This window comes from Salipiger sp. D13, from assembly GCF_003703915.1.
Taxonomy (GTDB): domain Bacteria; phylum Pseudomonadota; class Alphaproteobacteria; order Rhodobacterales; family Rhodobacteraceae; genus Salipiger; species Salipiger profundus.
Genome location: NZ_RAPJ01000008.1, coordinates 89102 through 104090, shown reverse-complemented (window position 1 = coordinate 104090; position 14989 = coordinate 89102). Strand labels below are relative to the sequence as shown.

The 14989-nt window shown below is 68.5% G+C and carries 12 protein-coding genes; 5 read left to right on the top strand and 7 right to left on the bottom strand.

Annotated features, from left to right (window positions below):
* Positions 1–5 precede the first annotated feature (5 nt).
* Positions 6–1244: an aromatic ring-hydroxylating oxygenase subunit alpha gene (locus D6860_RS18360; RefSeq protein ID WP_076622882.1), complete on the bottom strand. Its 1239-nt coding sequence runs from the start codon at positions 1242–1244 to the stop codon at positions 6–8.
* 153 nt (positions 1245–1397) lie between these two features.
* Here D6860_RS18360 and D6860_RS18355 point away from each other — a divergent pair, with 153 nt between their 5' ends.
* Positions 1398–2273, top strand: a complete 876-nt coding sequence (locus D6860_RS18355) for a LysR substrate-binding domain-containing protein (protein ID WP_076622881.1) — start codon at positions 1398–1400, stop codon at positions 2271–2273.
* Positions 2274–2346: 73 nt separating this feature from the next.
* On the opposite strand, the gene D6860_RS18350 is transcribed toward D6860_RS18355, so the two are convergent.
* On the bottom strand, positions 2347–4908 hold the full coding sequence (locus D6860_RS18350; protein WP_076625300.1) for a GcvT family protein: 2562 nt from the start codon (positions 4906–4908) through the stop codon (positions 2347–2349).
* Between the two features lie 178 nt (positions 4909–5086).
* Between D6860_RS18350 and dsbD the strand changes: the two genes are divergently transcribed.
* Genes dsbD through D6860_RS18330 form a run of 4 tightly spaced genes read left to right on the top strand, consistent with a single transcriptional unit; the run spans position 5087 to position 9252 of the window.
* Positions 5087–6889 carry a protein-disulfide reductase DsbD gene (gene dsbD / locus D6860_RS18345; protein WP_229743275.1) on the top strand — a complete coding sequence of 601 codons (1803 nt, stop codon included), beginning with the start codon at positions 5087–5089 and terminating at the stop codon, positions 6887–6889.
* A complete protein-coding gene (locus D6860_RS18340) occupies positions 6886–7704 on the top strand; it encodes a TlpA family protein disulfide reductase (RefSeq protein WP_076622880.1) in 819 nt (272 codons plus the stop codon). The genes dsbD and D6860_RS18340 overlap by 4 nt, the downstream gene beginning before the upstream one ends.
* Positions 7701–8600: a L,D-transpeptidase gene (locus tag D6860_RS18335; RefSeq protein WP_076622879.1), complete on the top strand. Its 900-nt coding sequence runs from the start codon at positions 7701–7703 to the stop codon at positions 8598–8600. Before D6860_RS18340 ends, D6860_RS18335 begins: the two co-directional genes overlap by 4 nt.
* A gap of 34 nt (positions 8601–8634) precedes the next feature.
* Positions 8635–9252 (top strand): DsbA family protein, encoded by a 618-nt coding sequence (locus tag D6860_RS18330; protein WP_076622878.1) that lies wholly within the window; start codon positions 8635–8637, stop codon positions 9250–9252.
* Between the two features lie 51 nt (positions 9253–9303).
* Here the strand turns inward: D6860_RS18330 and D6860_RS18325 are convergent, their stop codons facing one another.
* From D6860_RS18325 to coxB, 5 genes are read right to left on the bottom strand one after another with little or no spacing between them, the layout of a single operon-like run.
* Complete coding sequence (locus D6860_RS18325; RefSeq protein ID WP_017467837.1) at positions 9304–10398, bottom strand: c-type cytochrome; 1095 nt, start codon at positions 10396–10398, stop codon at positions 9304–9306.
* Positions 10395–10982: a cytochrome c oxidase assembly protein gene (locus D6860_RS18320; protein ID WP_017467836.1), complete on the bottom strand. Its 588-nt coding sequence runs from the start codon at positions 10980–10982 to the stop codon at positions 10395–10397. Before D6860_RS18320 ends, D6860_RS18325 begins: the two co-directional genes overlap by 4 nt.
* Complete coding sequence (locus D6860_RS18315) at positions 10976–11392, bottom strand: hypothetical protein (RefSeq protein ID WP_017467835.1); 417 nt, start codon at positions 11390–11392, stop codon at positions 10976–10978. Before D6860_RS18315 ends, D6860_RS18320 begins: the two co-directional genes overlap by 7 nt.
* Entirely contained in the window at positions 11392–13947 is a 2556-nt protein-coding gene (gene ctaD, locus D6860_RS18310; RefSeq protein WP_076622877.1) for a cytochrome c oxidase subunit I, read from the bottom strand. The genes D6860_RS18315 and ctaD overlap by 1 nt, the downstream gene beginning before the upstream one ends.
* A 5-nt stretch (positions 13948–13952) precedes the next feature.
* On the bottom strand, positions 13953–14912 hold the full coding sequence (gene coxB, locus D6860_RS18305; RefSeq protein ID WP_076622876.1) for a cytochrome c oxidase subunit II: 960 nt from the start codon (positions 14910–14912) through the stop codon (positions 13953–13955).
* Positions 14913–14989 lie beyond the last annotated feature (77 nt).

Genomic DNA, 14989 nt, shown 5'->3' with positions numbered 1-14989 from the left:
GGAACTTACTCTGCCGCCATGGCGTCGGGGAGGTGTGACGCGCGCATCCGGTCGAGGTACCAGCTCACGAACTGGATCACGCCGTCCTCGTGGCTGGCCGAGTAGGGGCCGGGCTCGTAGGCGGGCGAGTTGATGCCCTGCTGGTTGTCCTCGACGACGCGACGGTCCTCGTCGTTGGTGTGCTCCCAGACGGTGGTGAGGTTCTTGAGGTCGTAATCCACGCCCTCGACCGCGTCCTTGTTGACCAGCCAGGTGGTCTGCACCTCGGTTTCCTGCGGCCCGATCGGGGTCACGCGGAAGGTGATGGAGTGATCCGACAGGAAGTGGTTCCAGGTCGTCGGGTAGTGGAACAGCAGAAGCGTGCCTGCGTCGTTCATAGGGATGCGGCCGAGCTTCTTCTGCACGGCGATCTTGCCGTTGATGGTGTAGCTTTCGGCACCGTCGAGCAGGGGCATCCGCGCGACGCGGAACTCGCCGCTCTCCGACAGCCGGAAGCGCGAGGGTGCCCCGGCCTGCTCGAGGCGGTTGAAGTGCTTCTCGACGGTGTCCGGGAACACGCCGTCCTGGCTCACGCCGCTGATGGTCGGGTCCTCGGGGTAGGTCCGGCACAGATCGGGGTGGTTGCCCGCGCAGTGGTAGCACTCGCGGTTGTTCTCCCAGACCAGCTTCCAGTTGCCCTTTTCGATGATCGTCGACTGGTGGGCAACCTTGGCGTTCGACAGGTCGTGCACCGCGAGATAGGGGGCGACTGTCTCGGCGAAGGTGTCGAAATCGGGCGCCTCGTCGGCAAGGCAGATGTAGACCAGCCCTGCCATCGTGCGGCAGTGCACCGGCTTGAGGCCATGCTTCGACGGGTCGAAGTCCGGGCCCATGTCGCGGGCCCAGAGCAGGCGTCCGTCAAGATCGTAGGTCCACTGGTGGTAGGGGCAGGTCAGCTTGGCCACGCGGCCCTGCGCCGCCGCACAGATCACCGAGCCGCGATGGCGGCAGGTGTTGTGGAAGGCGGCGATCTCGCCCTTGCCGTCCCGCAGCACGATCACGTCGTAGGCGCCGATCTTCAGCCGCTGGTAGCTGCCGGTCTTCTCGAGCAGGCAGGCCGGGAAGGCATAGAGCCAGTCGCGGTAGAAGAACGCCTCGAGGTCGGCCTCGAAGATGGCGGGGTCGTTGTAGAACGGCTGCGGAAGCGCGTGACCGGGGCGGTGCTGCAGCAGCAGTTCGGAAAGCGGGGGCGTCTGGGCTGCCATGGCGGACTCCTGTCGCGGACGGGGCATGTGGCGCACGAAGCCATCGGTCGGGCCGCTTGACAATTGGCAAAAAACTCATCTGGGTTTAGTCTGTCTAATGTCACTCGCGCCTCGTGCCAAAGGCGACATCCCCGGTCCGAAAGCGACTTCCACGTGCCCAAGCCCTATGATTTACCCTCTCTCGGAGACCTTGCCTGCTTCGAGGCGGCTGCCCGCAATTTGAGCTTCAAGGTGGCCTCATCCGAACTCAACGTAACCCCGGCGGCCGTCAGCCACCGGATCAAGGCGCTGGAACAGGCCTTGGGTCAGCCGCTCTTCAACCGTCATTACCGCGGAGTCGAGCTGACCGAGGCGGGTGCGCTGCTGTTCGTCGCGCTGCAGCGGGGATTCGAGACGATCTCGGACAGCGTGGCGCGAATCCGTCATCACCATGATCGCAGCGGCGTTGCCATCGCGGCGACCACGGCGATGAGCGGGCTTTGGCTGACGCCCCGGCTCGCCGCGTTCTGGAAGGCGCATCCCGGGGTCGCGATATCCCAGATCATCCAGGACAGCGGGAAGGTCACGGGGGCGGATCTCAGCATCCATTACGGCGATCCGGCGCGGGAAGAGGACGAGACCCGCGTGCTCTTCCACGATCGCATCCTGGCGCTCGGCTCGCCGCAGTTCGCCGCGAGCTACGGGATTGACGGGCTCGGGGACCTGGCAGAGGCGCCGCTCATCCATACCCAGTCGGGGGCCAACGCCCATACCGAGTGGCATGACTGGTTCGCGGCAATGGACCGGCCGGCGCCGACCGGGCCGGGCTTCTTCCTGAACAACTACCTGATCTCCCTGCAGGCGGCCGAGGATCACGTCGGCGCGGTGCTGGGCTGGGAAGGTCTTCTGGGCAATTCGCTGGAAAGCGGCCGGCTTGTGCAGCTGGTGCCCGAGGCGATGGCGTCGCCCTGGCCGTTCTACCTGCGCATCCATGCCCGCGCCTCGGCCAACGCCCGGCTCTTCGCGGACTGGCTGGCGGAGCGGGGATAGCGTCGGGCAGGACCCCGCAAGGCAAGGACCGGCGCGCTTTCGCACGCCGGCCCTCGTTTCGTTCCGGAGCCGCTCAGCTGCGGGGCTTGAGGTTTTCCGGGTCGTAGAGCGGTGCGTAGCCGACGCCCGCGACCTCGACCGGGAAGGGCTCGTCGAAATAGGTCACCTGCAGCTTCCGGCCCACCTCGCAGTAGTCCCACGGGAGGTAGGCCAGCATGATGTTCCGCCCGACGCTCGGCCCGAACGCCTGCGACGTGGTGTAGGAGCGACGGCCAAGCGCGTCGACCAGCACGGCGCCGGTCTCGGGATCCATCACCGGCATGGTGTTCACCGGGTAGCGGGCCACCCCGTTCGAATCGACGTTGTCGGTCATCACCAGCGTGCAGAGCATCGCCGGCTGGTGCGCGCGGGCGCGATACTCGAGATGCTTCTCCTTGCCGCGGAAGTCGGCCTCCTTGACCTTGGGCCGCGCGAGGTCGGCTTCGTAGAGGTTGTATTGCGTGTGAAGGTCCGCGTTCTGCAGCCGCAGCGACTTCTCGAGCCGGCGCGAGTTCGCATAGGTCTCGACACCCACTGCCAGCACGCCGGTTTCGCGGAGCGCATCCCAGACGGCAAGCCCGTCGTCGTAGGGCATGTGAAGCTCCCAGCCCTGCTCGCCGACATAGGAAATCCGGAAGGCGGTGACGGTCTTGCCCGCGATCTCGATCGGCTTGATCGCCGCGAAGGGGAAGTTCTCGACGTTCAGCGCTTCCGGATCGGCCACCACCTTCTTCAGCGTCTCGCGGGCGTTGGGCCCCCAGATGCCAATGGTGGTATACGCCTCGGTCACGTCTGTGATGGTGACGTCGAAGCCTTTGTCCTGCGCCATCCGCTTCATGTATTCCAGATCGCGCGGGCCGGCGTCGGCACCGTTCACGAGCCGGCACTTGTCGGCCATGCGGAAGACGGTGAAGTCGGCCCGCACGTTGCCCTCGTCATCGAGCATGTGGGTGTAGATGCCCTTGCCGACCATGGTGCCGCCGCCGATCTTCGCGGCACAGAGCCATTCCATCAGCGCCACGTGGTCGGGGCCGCTGATGTCGGTCATGTGGAAGTGCGACAGGTTGATGATGCCGCAATCGGCGCTCATCTCGAGTTGTTCGGCGTTGGACACGCGCCAGAAGTGGCGGTTGTCCCACTCGTTCTCGCGGACCGGCACCTGGTCGGCGTATTTCTCGAGCAGGTGCTCGTTGGCCGCGTAGCCGTGCGCCCGCTCCCAGCCGCCGAGTTCCATGAAGTAGCCACCCAGCTCGACTTCGCGCTCATGGAACGGCGAGCGGCGGATGCCGCGCCCGTTGCCGAAGGGCTCGCGCGGGTGAACCGGCGGGTTGTAGATCTTGGCGGCTGTCTCTTCGCAGCGGCCCCAGATGAAGTCTTCCTCGAGCTGGAAGTCCTGGAAGCGTGCGTAGTCGATGGCGTGATGGTCGATCTCGGTGCGGCCGTCGGTCATCCAGTCGGCGATGAGCTTGCCCATGCCGGGGCCGTCCTTGACCCAGACCGCCACCGCGTACCACAGGCCACGCAGCTTGCGGCTTTCGCCCATCGAGGGGCCGCCGTCGGTGGTGGTCTGCAGCAGGCCGTTGAACGAGTGGCTTTCGTTGAAGCCCAGCTCGGCGAGGATCGGGGTCAGCTCCATCGCGCGCTCGAGCGGCTCGATCACGTCTTCCAGCTCGAGATCGCGCATGGACGGCCCGAGACGGGCCTGGCCCTTTTCGAGAATGTCGCGCGGATGCACCATCCGCACGTCCTTCTCGTAGTAGTAGCCCCACTCCATCTGGCCGCCCTCGGTGGTCAGCGGGTCGCCGGTGTCACGCATGTAGGCCGAGTTGCCCTGGTCGCGCAGCAGCGGACGGCCGATCTCGAGCCCGGTGCCGGCGAACTCGTCGTAGGGGCCGAAGAAGGTCAGCGGGTGGTCGACCGGCATCACCGGCAGATCCTCGCCCGCCATCTCGGCGATGAGGCGGCCCCAGAGGCCGGCGCAGACCACGACGTGATCGGCCATGATGGTGCCGCGATGGGTCTTCACGCCGGTGATCCGACCGTTTTCCTGCAGAAGCTCCAGCGCCGGGGTGTTGGCAAAGGCCCGCAGGTTGCCGCTTTTCTCGGCGGCATCCACCAGCTTGCCCGCGACGGTCTGCGAGCGCGGCACGACAAGGCCCGCGTCCGGGTCCCACATGGCGCCCTGGATCTGGTCCTCTTCCAGAAGCGGGAACTTCTCCTTGGCCTCGGCGGCCGAGATCATCCTGACGTTGGTGCCGAAGGCGCGGCCGGAATCGCAGCGGCGCTTGAGCTCCTGCATCCGGGCATCGTCGCCGACGCGCGCGACCTCGAGACCGCCGATGCGGCTGTAGTGGCCCATCTTCTCGTAGAAATCGACGGAATACATCGTGCACCACGTGCTCAGCAGGTCGTGGCTGGTGCAGTAGCAGAAGTCCGAGGCATGGCCGGTCGAGCCGATGTCGGTGGGGATGGCGGACTTGTCGATGCCGACGATGTCGGTCCAGCCGCGCTCTATCAGGTGATGCGCGACGGAGGCGCCGACGATGCCGCCGAGACCGACGATGACGACATTTGCGCGTTCGGGAAACGAGGACATGATGCGTTCCAATTGTGCTCAGGTTCGAGGGGACCATCCAATGCCGTGCCCCCGCCCGCTATATCTCGACCGGCATTCGCCATTCCGAAAACGACGGACGCCGCGGTGCGGCGGCAGGCTGGCACGCCGCCGGATGGGCTTAAGATTGGGTTAAGCTAGGCGGGCGAACTCCGGCAGCATGATGATGCTCCGATTCTGCCTGATGGTCTTCCTGACAACGCTTGCGGCGCCGCTCGCGGCACAGTCTCCGCTGCCGGCCGACGAGGCGTTCCGGCTCGAGGTTGCGCGCGAGGGCGACACGCTGGTCGCGACCTGGGAGATCGCCGAAGGTTACTATCTCTATCGCGATTTCATGGGTGCCGAGGATGGTTCGGGAGCGGCCCTGCCGATGGCGCTGCCAGACGGCGAGATGAAGGACGATCCGAACTTCGGCGAGGTCGAGATCTTCCACGAGGGCGTGCAGGCCCGTATCGAAGGCGCCGATGGGCCGGTTACGCTGCGCTGGCAGGGCTGCGAAGAGGATAGCATCTGCTATCCGCCACAGACCCGCACCATCGAGGCTGGCGCGGACGGTGGGATGTCCACGCCCGGCGCGTCACCGGCGGAATCGACGCAGGGCTTTCAGGGCTCCGGCTTCACGCGGGTGGGTGACGGCGCTTCCACGGGCACCGGGGCCGAGGTTGAACCCGAGCAGACAGCCGACGGCGGCCTCGTGCTTGCGAAGACCGACGGGCTTATCGAACGATTCTCGACGGGCGGCACGCTGATGGTCGTGGCCGGCTTCTTCGGGCTCGGGCTGCTGCTGTCGCTCACGCCTTGTGTTTTCCCGATGATCCCGATCGTGGCGGGCATGGTCGCAGGTGGCAGCCAGCGACCCTCGGCGCGGCGCGGAGCGCTTCTGGGCGGCGCCTACGTGCTGGGCATGGCCGGGGCCTTTGCACTGATCGGCGCGGCGGCAGCGTGGTCCGGGGAGAACCTGCAGATCGCGCTGCAGTCGCCGCCTGCCGTGATCCTGACCGCCGGGCTCTTCGTGCTGCTCGCCGTCGCGGCCTTCGGTCTCTTCGAGTTGCGGATGCCCGCCGCCGTGACGGCCCGGCTGAACCGGGTCGAGGGGCGTCGCGGCTCGCTGCCCGGGGCGGCATTGTTGGGCGTGACCTCGGCGCTGATCGTGGGGCCTTGCGTGACCGCGCCGCTGGCCGGGGCGCTGCTCTACATCGCGCAGAGCGGCGACCTGCTGCTCGGGGCCGTGGCGCTGTTCGCGCTGGGGCTGGGGCAGGGGCTGCCGCTGGTGGCCGTCGCGGCCTTCGGTCCGCAGGTGCTGCCGCGCTCGGGCGCGTGGATGGAGCGCATCCGGCAGCTGTTCGGGCTCGTGTTCCTCGGGCTCGCGGTCTGGATGCTGGGCCGTATCCTGCCGGGGCCGGTCACGCTGGCGCTCTGGTCGGCGCTGCTGATCGGCGCGGGCGCGGCGCTGTTTCCGCGCGAAGCCCCCGCGCCGCTGGTCGCCGCGCTCGCGGTGATCCTCGGTTTTGCCGGGGCGCTGCAGGGCGTCGGTGCCGCGATGGGCGCGGTCGACCCGCTGAAGCCGCTCGCCCCGCTGGCCGCGCGCGATGCCTCCGCTGCGCAAGCCGACCCCTTCGCCACCGTCACCGGCACCGATGGGCTCGAGAGCGCGCTCGCGGCATCGGAAGCACCCGCGCTGGTCTATGTCACCGCCGACTGGTGCACCACCTGCCGCAGCATCGAACGCGGACCGCTGTCGGACCCGCAGGTGCTTGCGGCGCTGGAAGGCGTGACCCCGATCAAGGTCGACGTCTCCGACTTCGATGACGAAGCGCAACGCGCGCTCGACCTGCTGGGCGCGGCGGGGCCGCCGACCATGGTCTTTCTCGACGCCGCCCGCGCCGAGGTGCCCGGCACGCGGCTCGTGGGCGATGTTCACGAGGAAGCGCTGCTCGCCGCCCTCCGCGAGGCCGCGCGATGAGCTCGGTCGCGCTCGGGCCGCTGGTCTTCGACGCCGCCCGGCTCGCGGCCATCCTCGGCTGCGCCGTGCTGCTTGGCGGCGCCGAGCTGGCCGACATCCGTGCCCGCCGGCGCGGTGCCCCGGCGCGCCATGCGGTGCAGGCGATGCGCCTTGTCGTCACCGGGCTGATCGCGGCGCGCGCGGGCTACGTGGCGCAGAACCTCGCGGTCTTCGCCGAGGCCCCGCTGGACGTGCTCAAGGTCTGGCAGGGTGGTTTCTCGGTGGGCTTCGGGCTGGCCGGGCTTGGCGCCGCGCTGGCCGTCACGGCCCTGCGGGATCTCCGCGGCGCGCTGCCGCTTGGCGGGCTCGCGCTCGCCGCGGTCGCGCTGGGCTTCGGCCTTCTGGCGGCGTTTCCCGATCCGCGCGGCCGACCGGCCCCCGACGTGCCGCTGCATGCGCTCGGCGGCGCGCCGTTGACCCTCACCGCGCTTGATGGTCCCGCCGTCGTCAACCTGTGGGCGTCGTGGTGCCCTCCGTGCCGCCGCGAGATGCCGATGATGATGGAGGTCGCCGACGGCGGTGATCTGCCGATCCTCTTCGTGAACCAGGGCGAGCAGCCGCCGCAGATTACACGCTTTCTCGAGCAGGCTGGTCTGGCCCGCGAGGGCATCTACCTCGACCCGGCGAGGGCCCTGATGGCGACCTATGGCGCAAGGGGCCTGCCCGCGACGCTGTTCCTCGATGCCGAGGGGCGGCTCGTCGGGACCCACACGGGCGAGATCTCCCGCGCCGAACTGCTCCGGCGCATGACCACACTTTCGAAAGGCACGACATGACACCCTCTTCCCGCATCAGGGCAGCGGCGGGGCTGACCGTCGCGGCGCTGCTCGCCGCCTGCACGCAGCCACCGGCCTCCACCTCCCCGGCGCAGGTGACCGCGCCGCAACCCCAACCCACCCCCGACACCGTGATGTCCGACACCGGCAACCTGCAGGAGGTGGTCGAGGTGCCGCCGGAGCCGCCGCGCAAGCAGCCGCTCAGCCCCGAGACGCGCGCCATGTACGCGGCCACCGAGGATAACGGGCTGCAGGTGCCGGCGATCGAAGACAAGTATCTCAGCGAGGACAAGAAGCGCCAGCTCGTCGATTACTACGCGCCGTTCGAGCCGGGCACGATCATCGTCGATCCCGGCGCCAAGCGGCTCTACCACCTGCAGGGCGACGACACGGCGATGCGCTACACGGTGGCCGTGGGCGCGGCGGGGCGCGAGTTCTCGGGCGAGGCCAGGATCCCCTACCAGCGCGACTGGCCGACGTGGACGCCGACGCAGAGCATGATCGAGCGCGAACCCGACGTCTACACGCAGTTCGAGGACGGCATGGAGGGCGGGCTCGACAACCCGCTCGGCGCCCGCGCGCTCTACCTGCACCAGGGCGGCGAGGACACGCTCTACCGCATCCACGGCACCCGCAGCCCGTGGTCCATCGGCAAGGCGGTGTCCTCGGGCTGCATCCGGCTGTTCAACCAGGACGTCATCCATCTTGCCGACCAGGTGAGCTCTGGCACGCGCGTGATCGTGCTGAGCGCGGCGGAAACCGGCAAGTACACCCGCCCGCCGTCGGACATCGCGGACGGGGGGCAGAGCCCCGCCGCGTCTCCGGCCTCGGGCACGCCCGATATTGCCGGCATGGCGGAACAGACGCTCGACGCGCTGCCGCCGGAGCCGGGCTGAGCCACATCGAACCGACCCCAGAGAGGAGAATGACATGACCATCAACCGCAGGGCGCTCATCGGCGCCGGGCTGACCGCCGGCGCGCTGGGCAGCGTCGTCGGGCTGCCGCATCTCGCCCGCGCGCAGTCGCCGAGCATCGACGAGGTGCTGAACGATCCGGTGGCGCCCGAGCAGGGCAACCCAGAGGGCGACGTCACCATCGTCGAGTATTTCGACTACCAGTGCCCCTACTGCAAAGCCATGCACCCGCTGCTGCGGGACGTGGTGGAGGCCGACGGCAACGTACGGCTGGTGATGAAGGACTGGCCGATTTTCGGGCCGCCCTCGACCTATGCCACGCGGCTGGCGCTGGGCGCGGTCGGGCTCGACCGCTACGCGGCGGTCAACGCGGCGCTGATGGACACCGAGGCCCGGCTCACGCAGGAGCAGGTCGAAGAGGTGGTGGGGGCCGTTGTCACCCTCGAGGAGGCCCAGGCGAGCTACCGCGAGAACGCCGACAAATGGAATGCGCTGTTGCAGCGCAACGACAGGCAGGCGGTGGCCCTTGGCTTCCGGGGGACGCCGGCCTTTGCCATCGGCACCACACTCTACGGCGGTGTGCTCGACCGCGAGACGCTGACCGGCGCGATCGCCAAGGCCCGTTCGGCCTGAGCCTGTGCCGGCAGTTCCATCGGTGCGCCCCACCGGGCGCACCGCAACGGGTCACTCGGCGCCGAGCGAGGCGTAGTAGGCCGCGAGGTCGGCGATGTTGTCGTCGCTGAGCCGCTCGGCGGCGGCCTGCATCAGGTGCGCGCGCGGAGTCTCGGGCACCGGCCCGTCGCGATACATCTCAAGCCAGTTGACGATCCAGTAACCATCCTGCCCGGCAATGCGCGGCGTGTCGGCGCGTTCCGGCGACAGCCCGTCCGTCTCGCCGCCCTCGTGGCAGGAGGCGCAGCTCGCGATGTCTTCGTGCTCGTCTCCGCGCCGGGCGATCTCGGCGCCGCGCGCCGCATCGCCGAAGGGCAGCGGATCGCCCTTCCAGGCGGCGTCCATCCCGGCGTAGCGTTGCGAGATGCCGGCGATGGTCTCGTCCGACAGGGGCGCGGCCATGGGCTCCATGAAGCCGCTTTCGCGGTGGCCCGCGGCATAGGCGCCCAGCACCAGCGTCAGCCAGCCTTCGGACTGTCCCGCGAGCTTGGGTGCGGTGCCGTCGCGGCCGAGCCCGTCCTCGCCGTGGCAGCGGGCGCAGCCCACTTCCTGCGGGATCGCGCCGGGCAGGCCGCCGAAGCGCACGCCGGCGCTGTCATAGGCGCCGGCCCTGCCAAGGGCCGCTTCCTCGAACCCCGCCCGGTCGAAATCATCGTAGCGCGACAGGAAGGCCGCCATCGCCCAGGGCTCGTCGTTGCGGCCCTCGCCGGGCCAGGCGGGCATGCCGGTATACTTGAAGCCATGGCGGGCGATCCACCAGAACTCGCGCCGGTCGAAATCCTCGGAGGTGAGCGTCGGCGGGGCGGGGCGCATGCCCTCGACCACCGGGTTGCGCGGGATGCCGGGCGCGCCGTGGCAGGTCATGCAGCCGGTGGCAAAATGCCCGGCGCCCAGGCGGATCAGCCCGGGGTCGTCGAGATCCACCTGGCGCGGGATCTCCTTGCCCATGGCCCGGACGGCGACGGCGTTGCGCATGTACTGATGCAGCACCTGGCTCACGCCGGGCAGATGCGGGACCGAGGCCGCGATGTTGTAGGGCGCGAGCCAGTAGAAGGCGTTGCCCGCGACGACGAGCGCGGCGAGCCCGCCCCAGATCCAGCGTTTCATGTCCGTGCCTCCGTCAGGTCGAGCGCGCTGCCGAGCCGGCGCAGCGCCGCGACGAGGTAGATCGCGCCGCCGCCACCTGCCATCAGCGCCCCGGCGAGCTGCTGCTCCTGCAGGGCGCTGAGGCCGAGGTGGCCGGCGCAGATGCCGCCGTAGAGATCGCGCGGGCTGAGCCCGATCAGCGCGCCGAGCAGCGTCATGTGCATCGTCGTGGCCAGCAGCACCACCGCGCCGCCGAAGCCTCCGGCCGCGCGGACGCTGCCCCAGAGCAGCAGCCCCGCGCCGAGGAACGACAGCTGCTCCAGCGCGAAGCCGGTGGAAGTGAAGCGTGCCCAGAGATGCGGGCCCGGCAGGTGCCACGCCCAGACCACGACCATCTCGGCCACCGCGCCCAGCGTCAGGGCCATGGCTCCCGAGGGCAGCCGCAGGCGCGGCGCCCAGAGCGCCGGCACCACCGCCGTGACGCCGAGATGCAGCACCATGTGCAGCACCATCGAGCCGGTGGCGAGCGCCGGCAGCGGTCCGAGCCACAGCGCCGCGAGCAGCGCCAGCGCCGCGATACGGCGGGGAGGCAGCCTGCCTAGCATGTCGAGAACACCATGCCGGGAATGACGGTGAACAGGATCGCCGCTGCCGACAGCACGCAGAGCAGCAGCGAGACGTGGCCGATGAAGCGGTCGCGGCCGCGTTCCGAGCTGTCGGTGATCTCCTCGAAGACGAGGAAGATGCCGCCGTAACGGCGCATGGCGATGCGGCCCAGCCAGACGATGAGCGCGATGCCGATCAGCCCGAGCAACGCGATGATCCAGCGCGGCTCGACCAGCGAGGGGCCGACCTTGGCGCACCAGACCGCCGCGATGACGTAGCTCGCGACGAAATGCACCGCCCAGATCGTCGGCGCGGCGACGAGAATCCAGACCGAGCCCTGGTCGATGACGCGGGGGGCATCTCCGGGCGGGCGGAAGTCTCCGGGCTGCTTGTCGGACTCGTGCCGCATCACATCACCCCCATCAGCATCGGGAATAGCGCGAGCAGAGCGAAGGTGACCACCGCCGTCAGCGCGAGGAAGTGGGTGAAGAGCGTGAGGTTCATCAGGTCCGCGCGATAGTCGCCGGTGCAGATCCGTCGCCAGATGCGGGCCGTCGTATAAAGGTGCATGACCCAGCTCAGCAGCAGGTGCAGGCCCAGCCACAGGATCAGCATCCAGACCATCGCGTCGAAGCTGTTGGCGGTGGGGTCGAGCCCCTTCGTCCACGCCGCCCATGCCCATGCGCCGATTCCCGCCAGCCCCACCGGCAGCGCGCCGAGCAGCAGTGCCATCGCCTGCCCGCGCTCCCATGCGCCCAGCCGGTTGCGCGCGGTGACGGTCATCAGCCACGAGCCGAGCATCAGGGCAAGGCCGAGCAGCAGCCAGCCGAAGTCCGGAAGCTGCCCGGCCGTTGGGAAGAAGTCGTCGAGCGCCGTCCAGTAGAAGAAGTAGCTGAACACCAGACCCATGAAGGCGGTCATGTCGCCGGTCATGGTGATGAAGACAGCCCACCAGCCGGGCGAGCGGTTGCCCTGCGCGTAGGTCGGCAGCGTCAGCCCGCGGCCCGCATATTTCTCGGGCTTCTCCGGGATCTGCGAGGTGCCGGTCCAGAGCCACCACAGGGTGAAGCCGACGAAGCCCGCGCCGAACAGCAGGGTCAGCGCCCAGAGGTGGAAGGTCGCGAGGATGAACACCAGCCCGAGACAGACCGCCGACCCGATTGTCAGGAAGCTGGGGCCGCCGACGCGCTGCACGAAGAGCGGGCGCGCGTCGAGGATGTCGGTGACGATCAGCTCGCGCTTGCCTTCCTCGGCGTCGGGGAGGAACCACTCGCCCCGGTCGATCTGGCCGAGGATGTCGGGCTGTTCCCACAGCGGGTAGCGGGTGTGGATATAGGGAATCGAGCGGATGCCCCAAGGCTTGTCCGGCACTTCCTGGCCCCACTCCATGGTGCCGGCGTTCCAGAGGTTGCGCGTCGTGGGCGGCTGCTTGCCGCGCGGCCAGAGCACGTTGACCGCCAGCACCGCGAAGCCCGCCGCGAAGACGAAGGCGCCCACGGTCGAGACCATGTTGAGCACCGCCCAGCCATCGCTGAGGTCATAGGTCCAGACCCGGCGCGGCATGCCCATGATGCCGGTCCAGTGCATCGGCAGGAAGGCAAGGTTGAAGCCGCCGAACATCAGCCAGAAGCTCCAGGTGCCGGCGCGGTCGTTCATCTTTCGCTGGGTGACGAAGGGATACCAGTAGTGGATGCCGGCGAAGAGCGGGAACAGCATGCCGCCGATCAGCGTGTAATGCAGGTGCGCCACGACGAAGTAGCTGTCGTGCGCCTGCCAGTCGAAGGGCACCAGCGCGACCATGACGCCGGTCAGCCCGCCGAAGACGAAGATCGCCAACGCGCCGCCGGCAAAGAGCATCGGCACCGAATGGCGGACCTTCGAGACGAGCATCGTCGCGATGAAGCAGAAGATCTGGATGCCGGTGGGCACCGCCACGGCCTCGGACGCGGCCGAGAAGAAGCTCAGCGATATCTCTGGCAGGCCGGTGGTGAACATGTGGTGCACCCAGAGCCCGAAGCTCAGGAAGGCCACGCCCACCGCGCTCAGCACGATCCATGAATGGCCCACCATGGGCCGGCCGGCGAAGGTCGGCAGCATGGTCGCGATGAGCGCGATCGAGGGCAGGAAGATGATGTAGACCTCGGGGTGGCCGAAGATCCAGAACAGGTGCTGCCACAGCAGCGGGTCGCCGCCCCGGTCCACGTCGAAGAAGGCCCAGCCAAAGGCGCGCTCCATCTCGAGAAGCAGGTCGCCGGCGATCAGCGGCGGGAAGGCGAAGAGGATCATCCCCGCGACGACCAGCACGTACCAGCAGTAGAGCGGCATGAGGTTCAGCCGCATCCCCGGGGGACGCGACTTCAGCACGCCGACGATCAGCTCGACGGCGGCGGCGATCGAGCTGACCTCGATGAACGACAGGCCCAGAAGCCAGATGTCGGTGCCGAGGCCCGAGTAGTCCGGGTCGGACGACAGCGGCGTATACATGAACCAGCCGCCGTCTGGCGCGACGCCGAAGAAGATCGAGACGCAGACGAAGACGCCGCCGATGACGAAGCACCAGAAGCCGAAGGCCGACAGGCGCGGGAACGGCAGGTCGCGCGCGCCGAGGATCTCGGGCAGCACGAGGATCGCCACCGCCTCGAAGATCGGCACCGCGAAGAGGAACATCATCGCCGTGCCGTGCAGCGTGAACAGCTGGTTGTAGAGACTCTGGCTGAACAGCTCGTTGTTCGGAACCGCGAGCTGCACCCGGATCAGCAGCGCGAGGATGCCGGCGAAGGTGAAGAAGCCGAAGGAGGTCAGCAGGTACCACTTGCCGATGTGATCGTTGTTGACCGCCGAGATGACTTTCCAGCCGGGCGGTTCGCGCCAGACGTCCATGAGGCGCTTGCGCTGGGCCTGGTTGCGCGCCTCGTCGTAGGGCTCGGGCGGCGGGAGTTTCGACAGGTCGATCTCTTTGGTCATGCGCGTCAGTCCAGGCTCATCAGGAAGGCGACGAGCTGGTCGAGCCGCGCGCCGGAGAGGTCGGGGTAGGGGGGCATGTCGATGTCGGGCTTCATCTCGTGCGTGTCAGTGATCCAGCGCGCCATGTTGTCGGGCGTCATCTCGTAGATGCCGGCGCCGAGCTTCTCGCGGGCGGCCAGGTGGGTGAGGTCGGGACCGACGGGGCCCTCGGCCTCGGTGCCGCGGATTGTGTGGCAGGCGCCGCAGCCTTCCTCGTCGAAGACCGTGTAGCCGGGGTCGCTTTCGGCGACCTCGGCGGGTTCGGCCTCATGCGCGAGCCAGGCCTCGAAGTCGGCCTCCTCCATGACGATGGCATCGAAGCGCATCAGTGCGTGGGCGCCGCCGCAGAATTCGGCGCAGAGCCCGCCCCAGTTGCCGGTCTTGCGCGGCGTGAGCGCAAGCTGGGTTTCGCGGCCGGGGATCATGTCCATCTTGCCGCCAAGCGCGGGCACCCAGAAACTGTGGATCACGTCGTCGGCGGTGAGCCGGAACAGCGCCGTCTGTCCGACCGGAAGCCGGATCTCGTTGGCGGTGACCACGTCGCCTTCGGGCGTTTCGTAGATCACCCGCCACCACCAGCGTTCGCCGTCCACCCGGATGGTCAGGTCACCCTCGTCACTGGTGATGTCGCGCAGGATGACCAGTCCCCAGATCAGGAGGCCGCCCACGAGGACGGTCGGTAATACCGCGCCGCCCCAGACGATGAAGCGACGGGCCTGCTTTTCGAGAGACGGGTCGATCTGCCGGCGCTGGGCGTAGACGGCAGCGCCGATCACCCCGGTCCAGATGATCGCGGCCCCCACAAGGAGAACCCAGAAGAGCTCTTCGACCCGGTGGGCCTCTTCGCCTGCCGAGGCCAGCCAGTTGTGTCGCCCCGCACAGCCGGAGAGCACCGCGAGAATGATGAGAAATAAGCTGCGCCGCACCGGCCGTTCCGCCCCTGTCTTCCGGTCCACTCCCGGTGCAACAGGTGAGCCTCACATACGGTTCCCGAAAAAGTGAG

Excerpts from the sequence above, each read along its gene's own strand:
- D6860_RS18360 (WP_076622882.1), bottom strand. The coding sequence starts at position 1,244 with ATGGCAGCCCAGACGCCCCCGCTTTCCGAACTGCTGCTGCAGCACCGC.
- D6860_RS18350 (WP_076625300.1), bottom strand. The coding sequence starts at position 4,908 with ATGTCCTCGTTTCCCGAACGCGCAAATGTCGTCATCGTCGGTCTCGGC.
- dsbD (WP_229743275.1), top strand. The coding sequence starts at position 5,087 with ATGATGATGCTCCGATTCTGCCTGATGGTCTTCCTGACAACGCTTGCG.
- D6860_RS18340 (WP_076622880.1), top strand. The coding sequence starts at position 6,886 with ATGAGCTCGGTCGCGCTCGGGCCGCTGGTCTTCGACGCCGCCCGGCTC.
- D6860_RS18335 (WP_076622879.1), top strand. The coding sequence starts at position 7,701 with ATGACACCCTCTTCCCGCATCAGGGCAGCGGCGGGGCTGACCGTCGCG.
- D6860_RS18330 (WP_076622878.1), top strand. The coding sequence starts at position 8,635 with ATGACCATCAACCGCAGGGCGCTCATCGGCGCCGGGCTGACCGCCGGC.
- D6860_RS18325 (WP_017467837.1), bottom strand. The coding sequence starts at position 10,398 with ATGAAACGCTGGATCTGGGGCGGGCTCGCCGCGCTCGTCGTCGCGGGC.
- D6860_RS18320 (WP_017467836.1), bottom strand. The coding sequence starts at position 10,982 with ATGCTAGGCAGGCTGCCTCCCCGCCGTATCGCGGCGCTGGCGCTGCTC.
- D6860_RS18315 (WP_017467835.1), bottom strand. The coding sequence starts at position 11,392 with ATGCGGCACGAGTCCGACAAGCAGCCCGGAGACTTCCGCCCGCCCGGA.
- ctaD (WP_076622877.1), bottom strand. The coding sequence starts at position 13,947 with ATGACCAAAGAGATCGACCTGTCGAAACTCCCGCCGCCCGAGCCCTAC.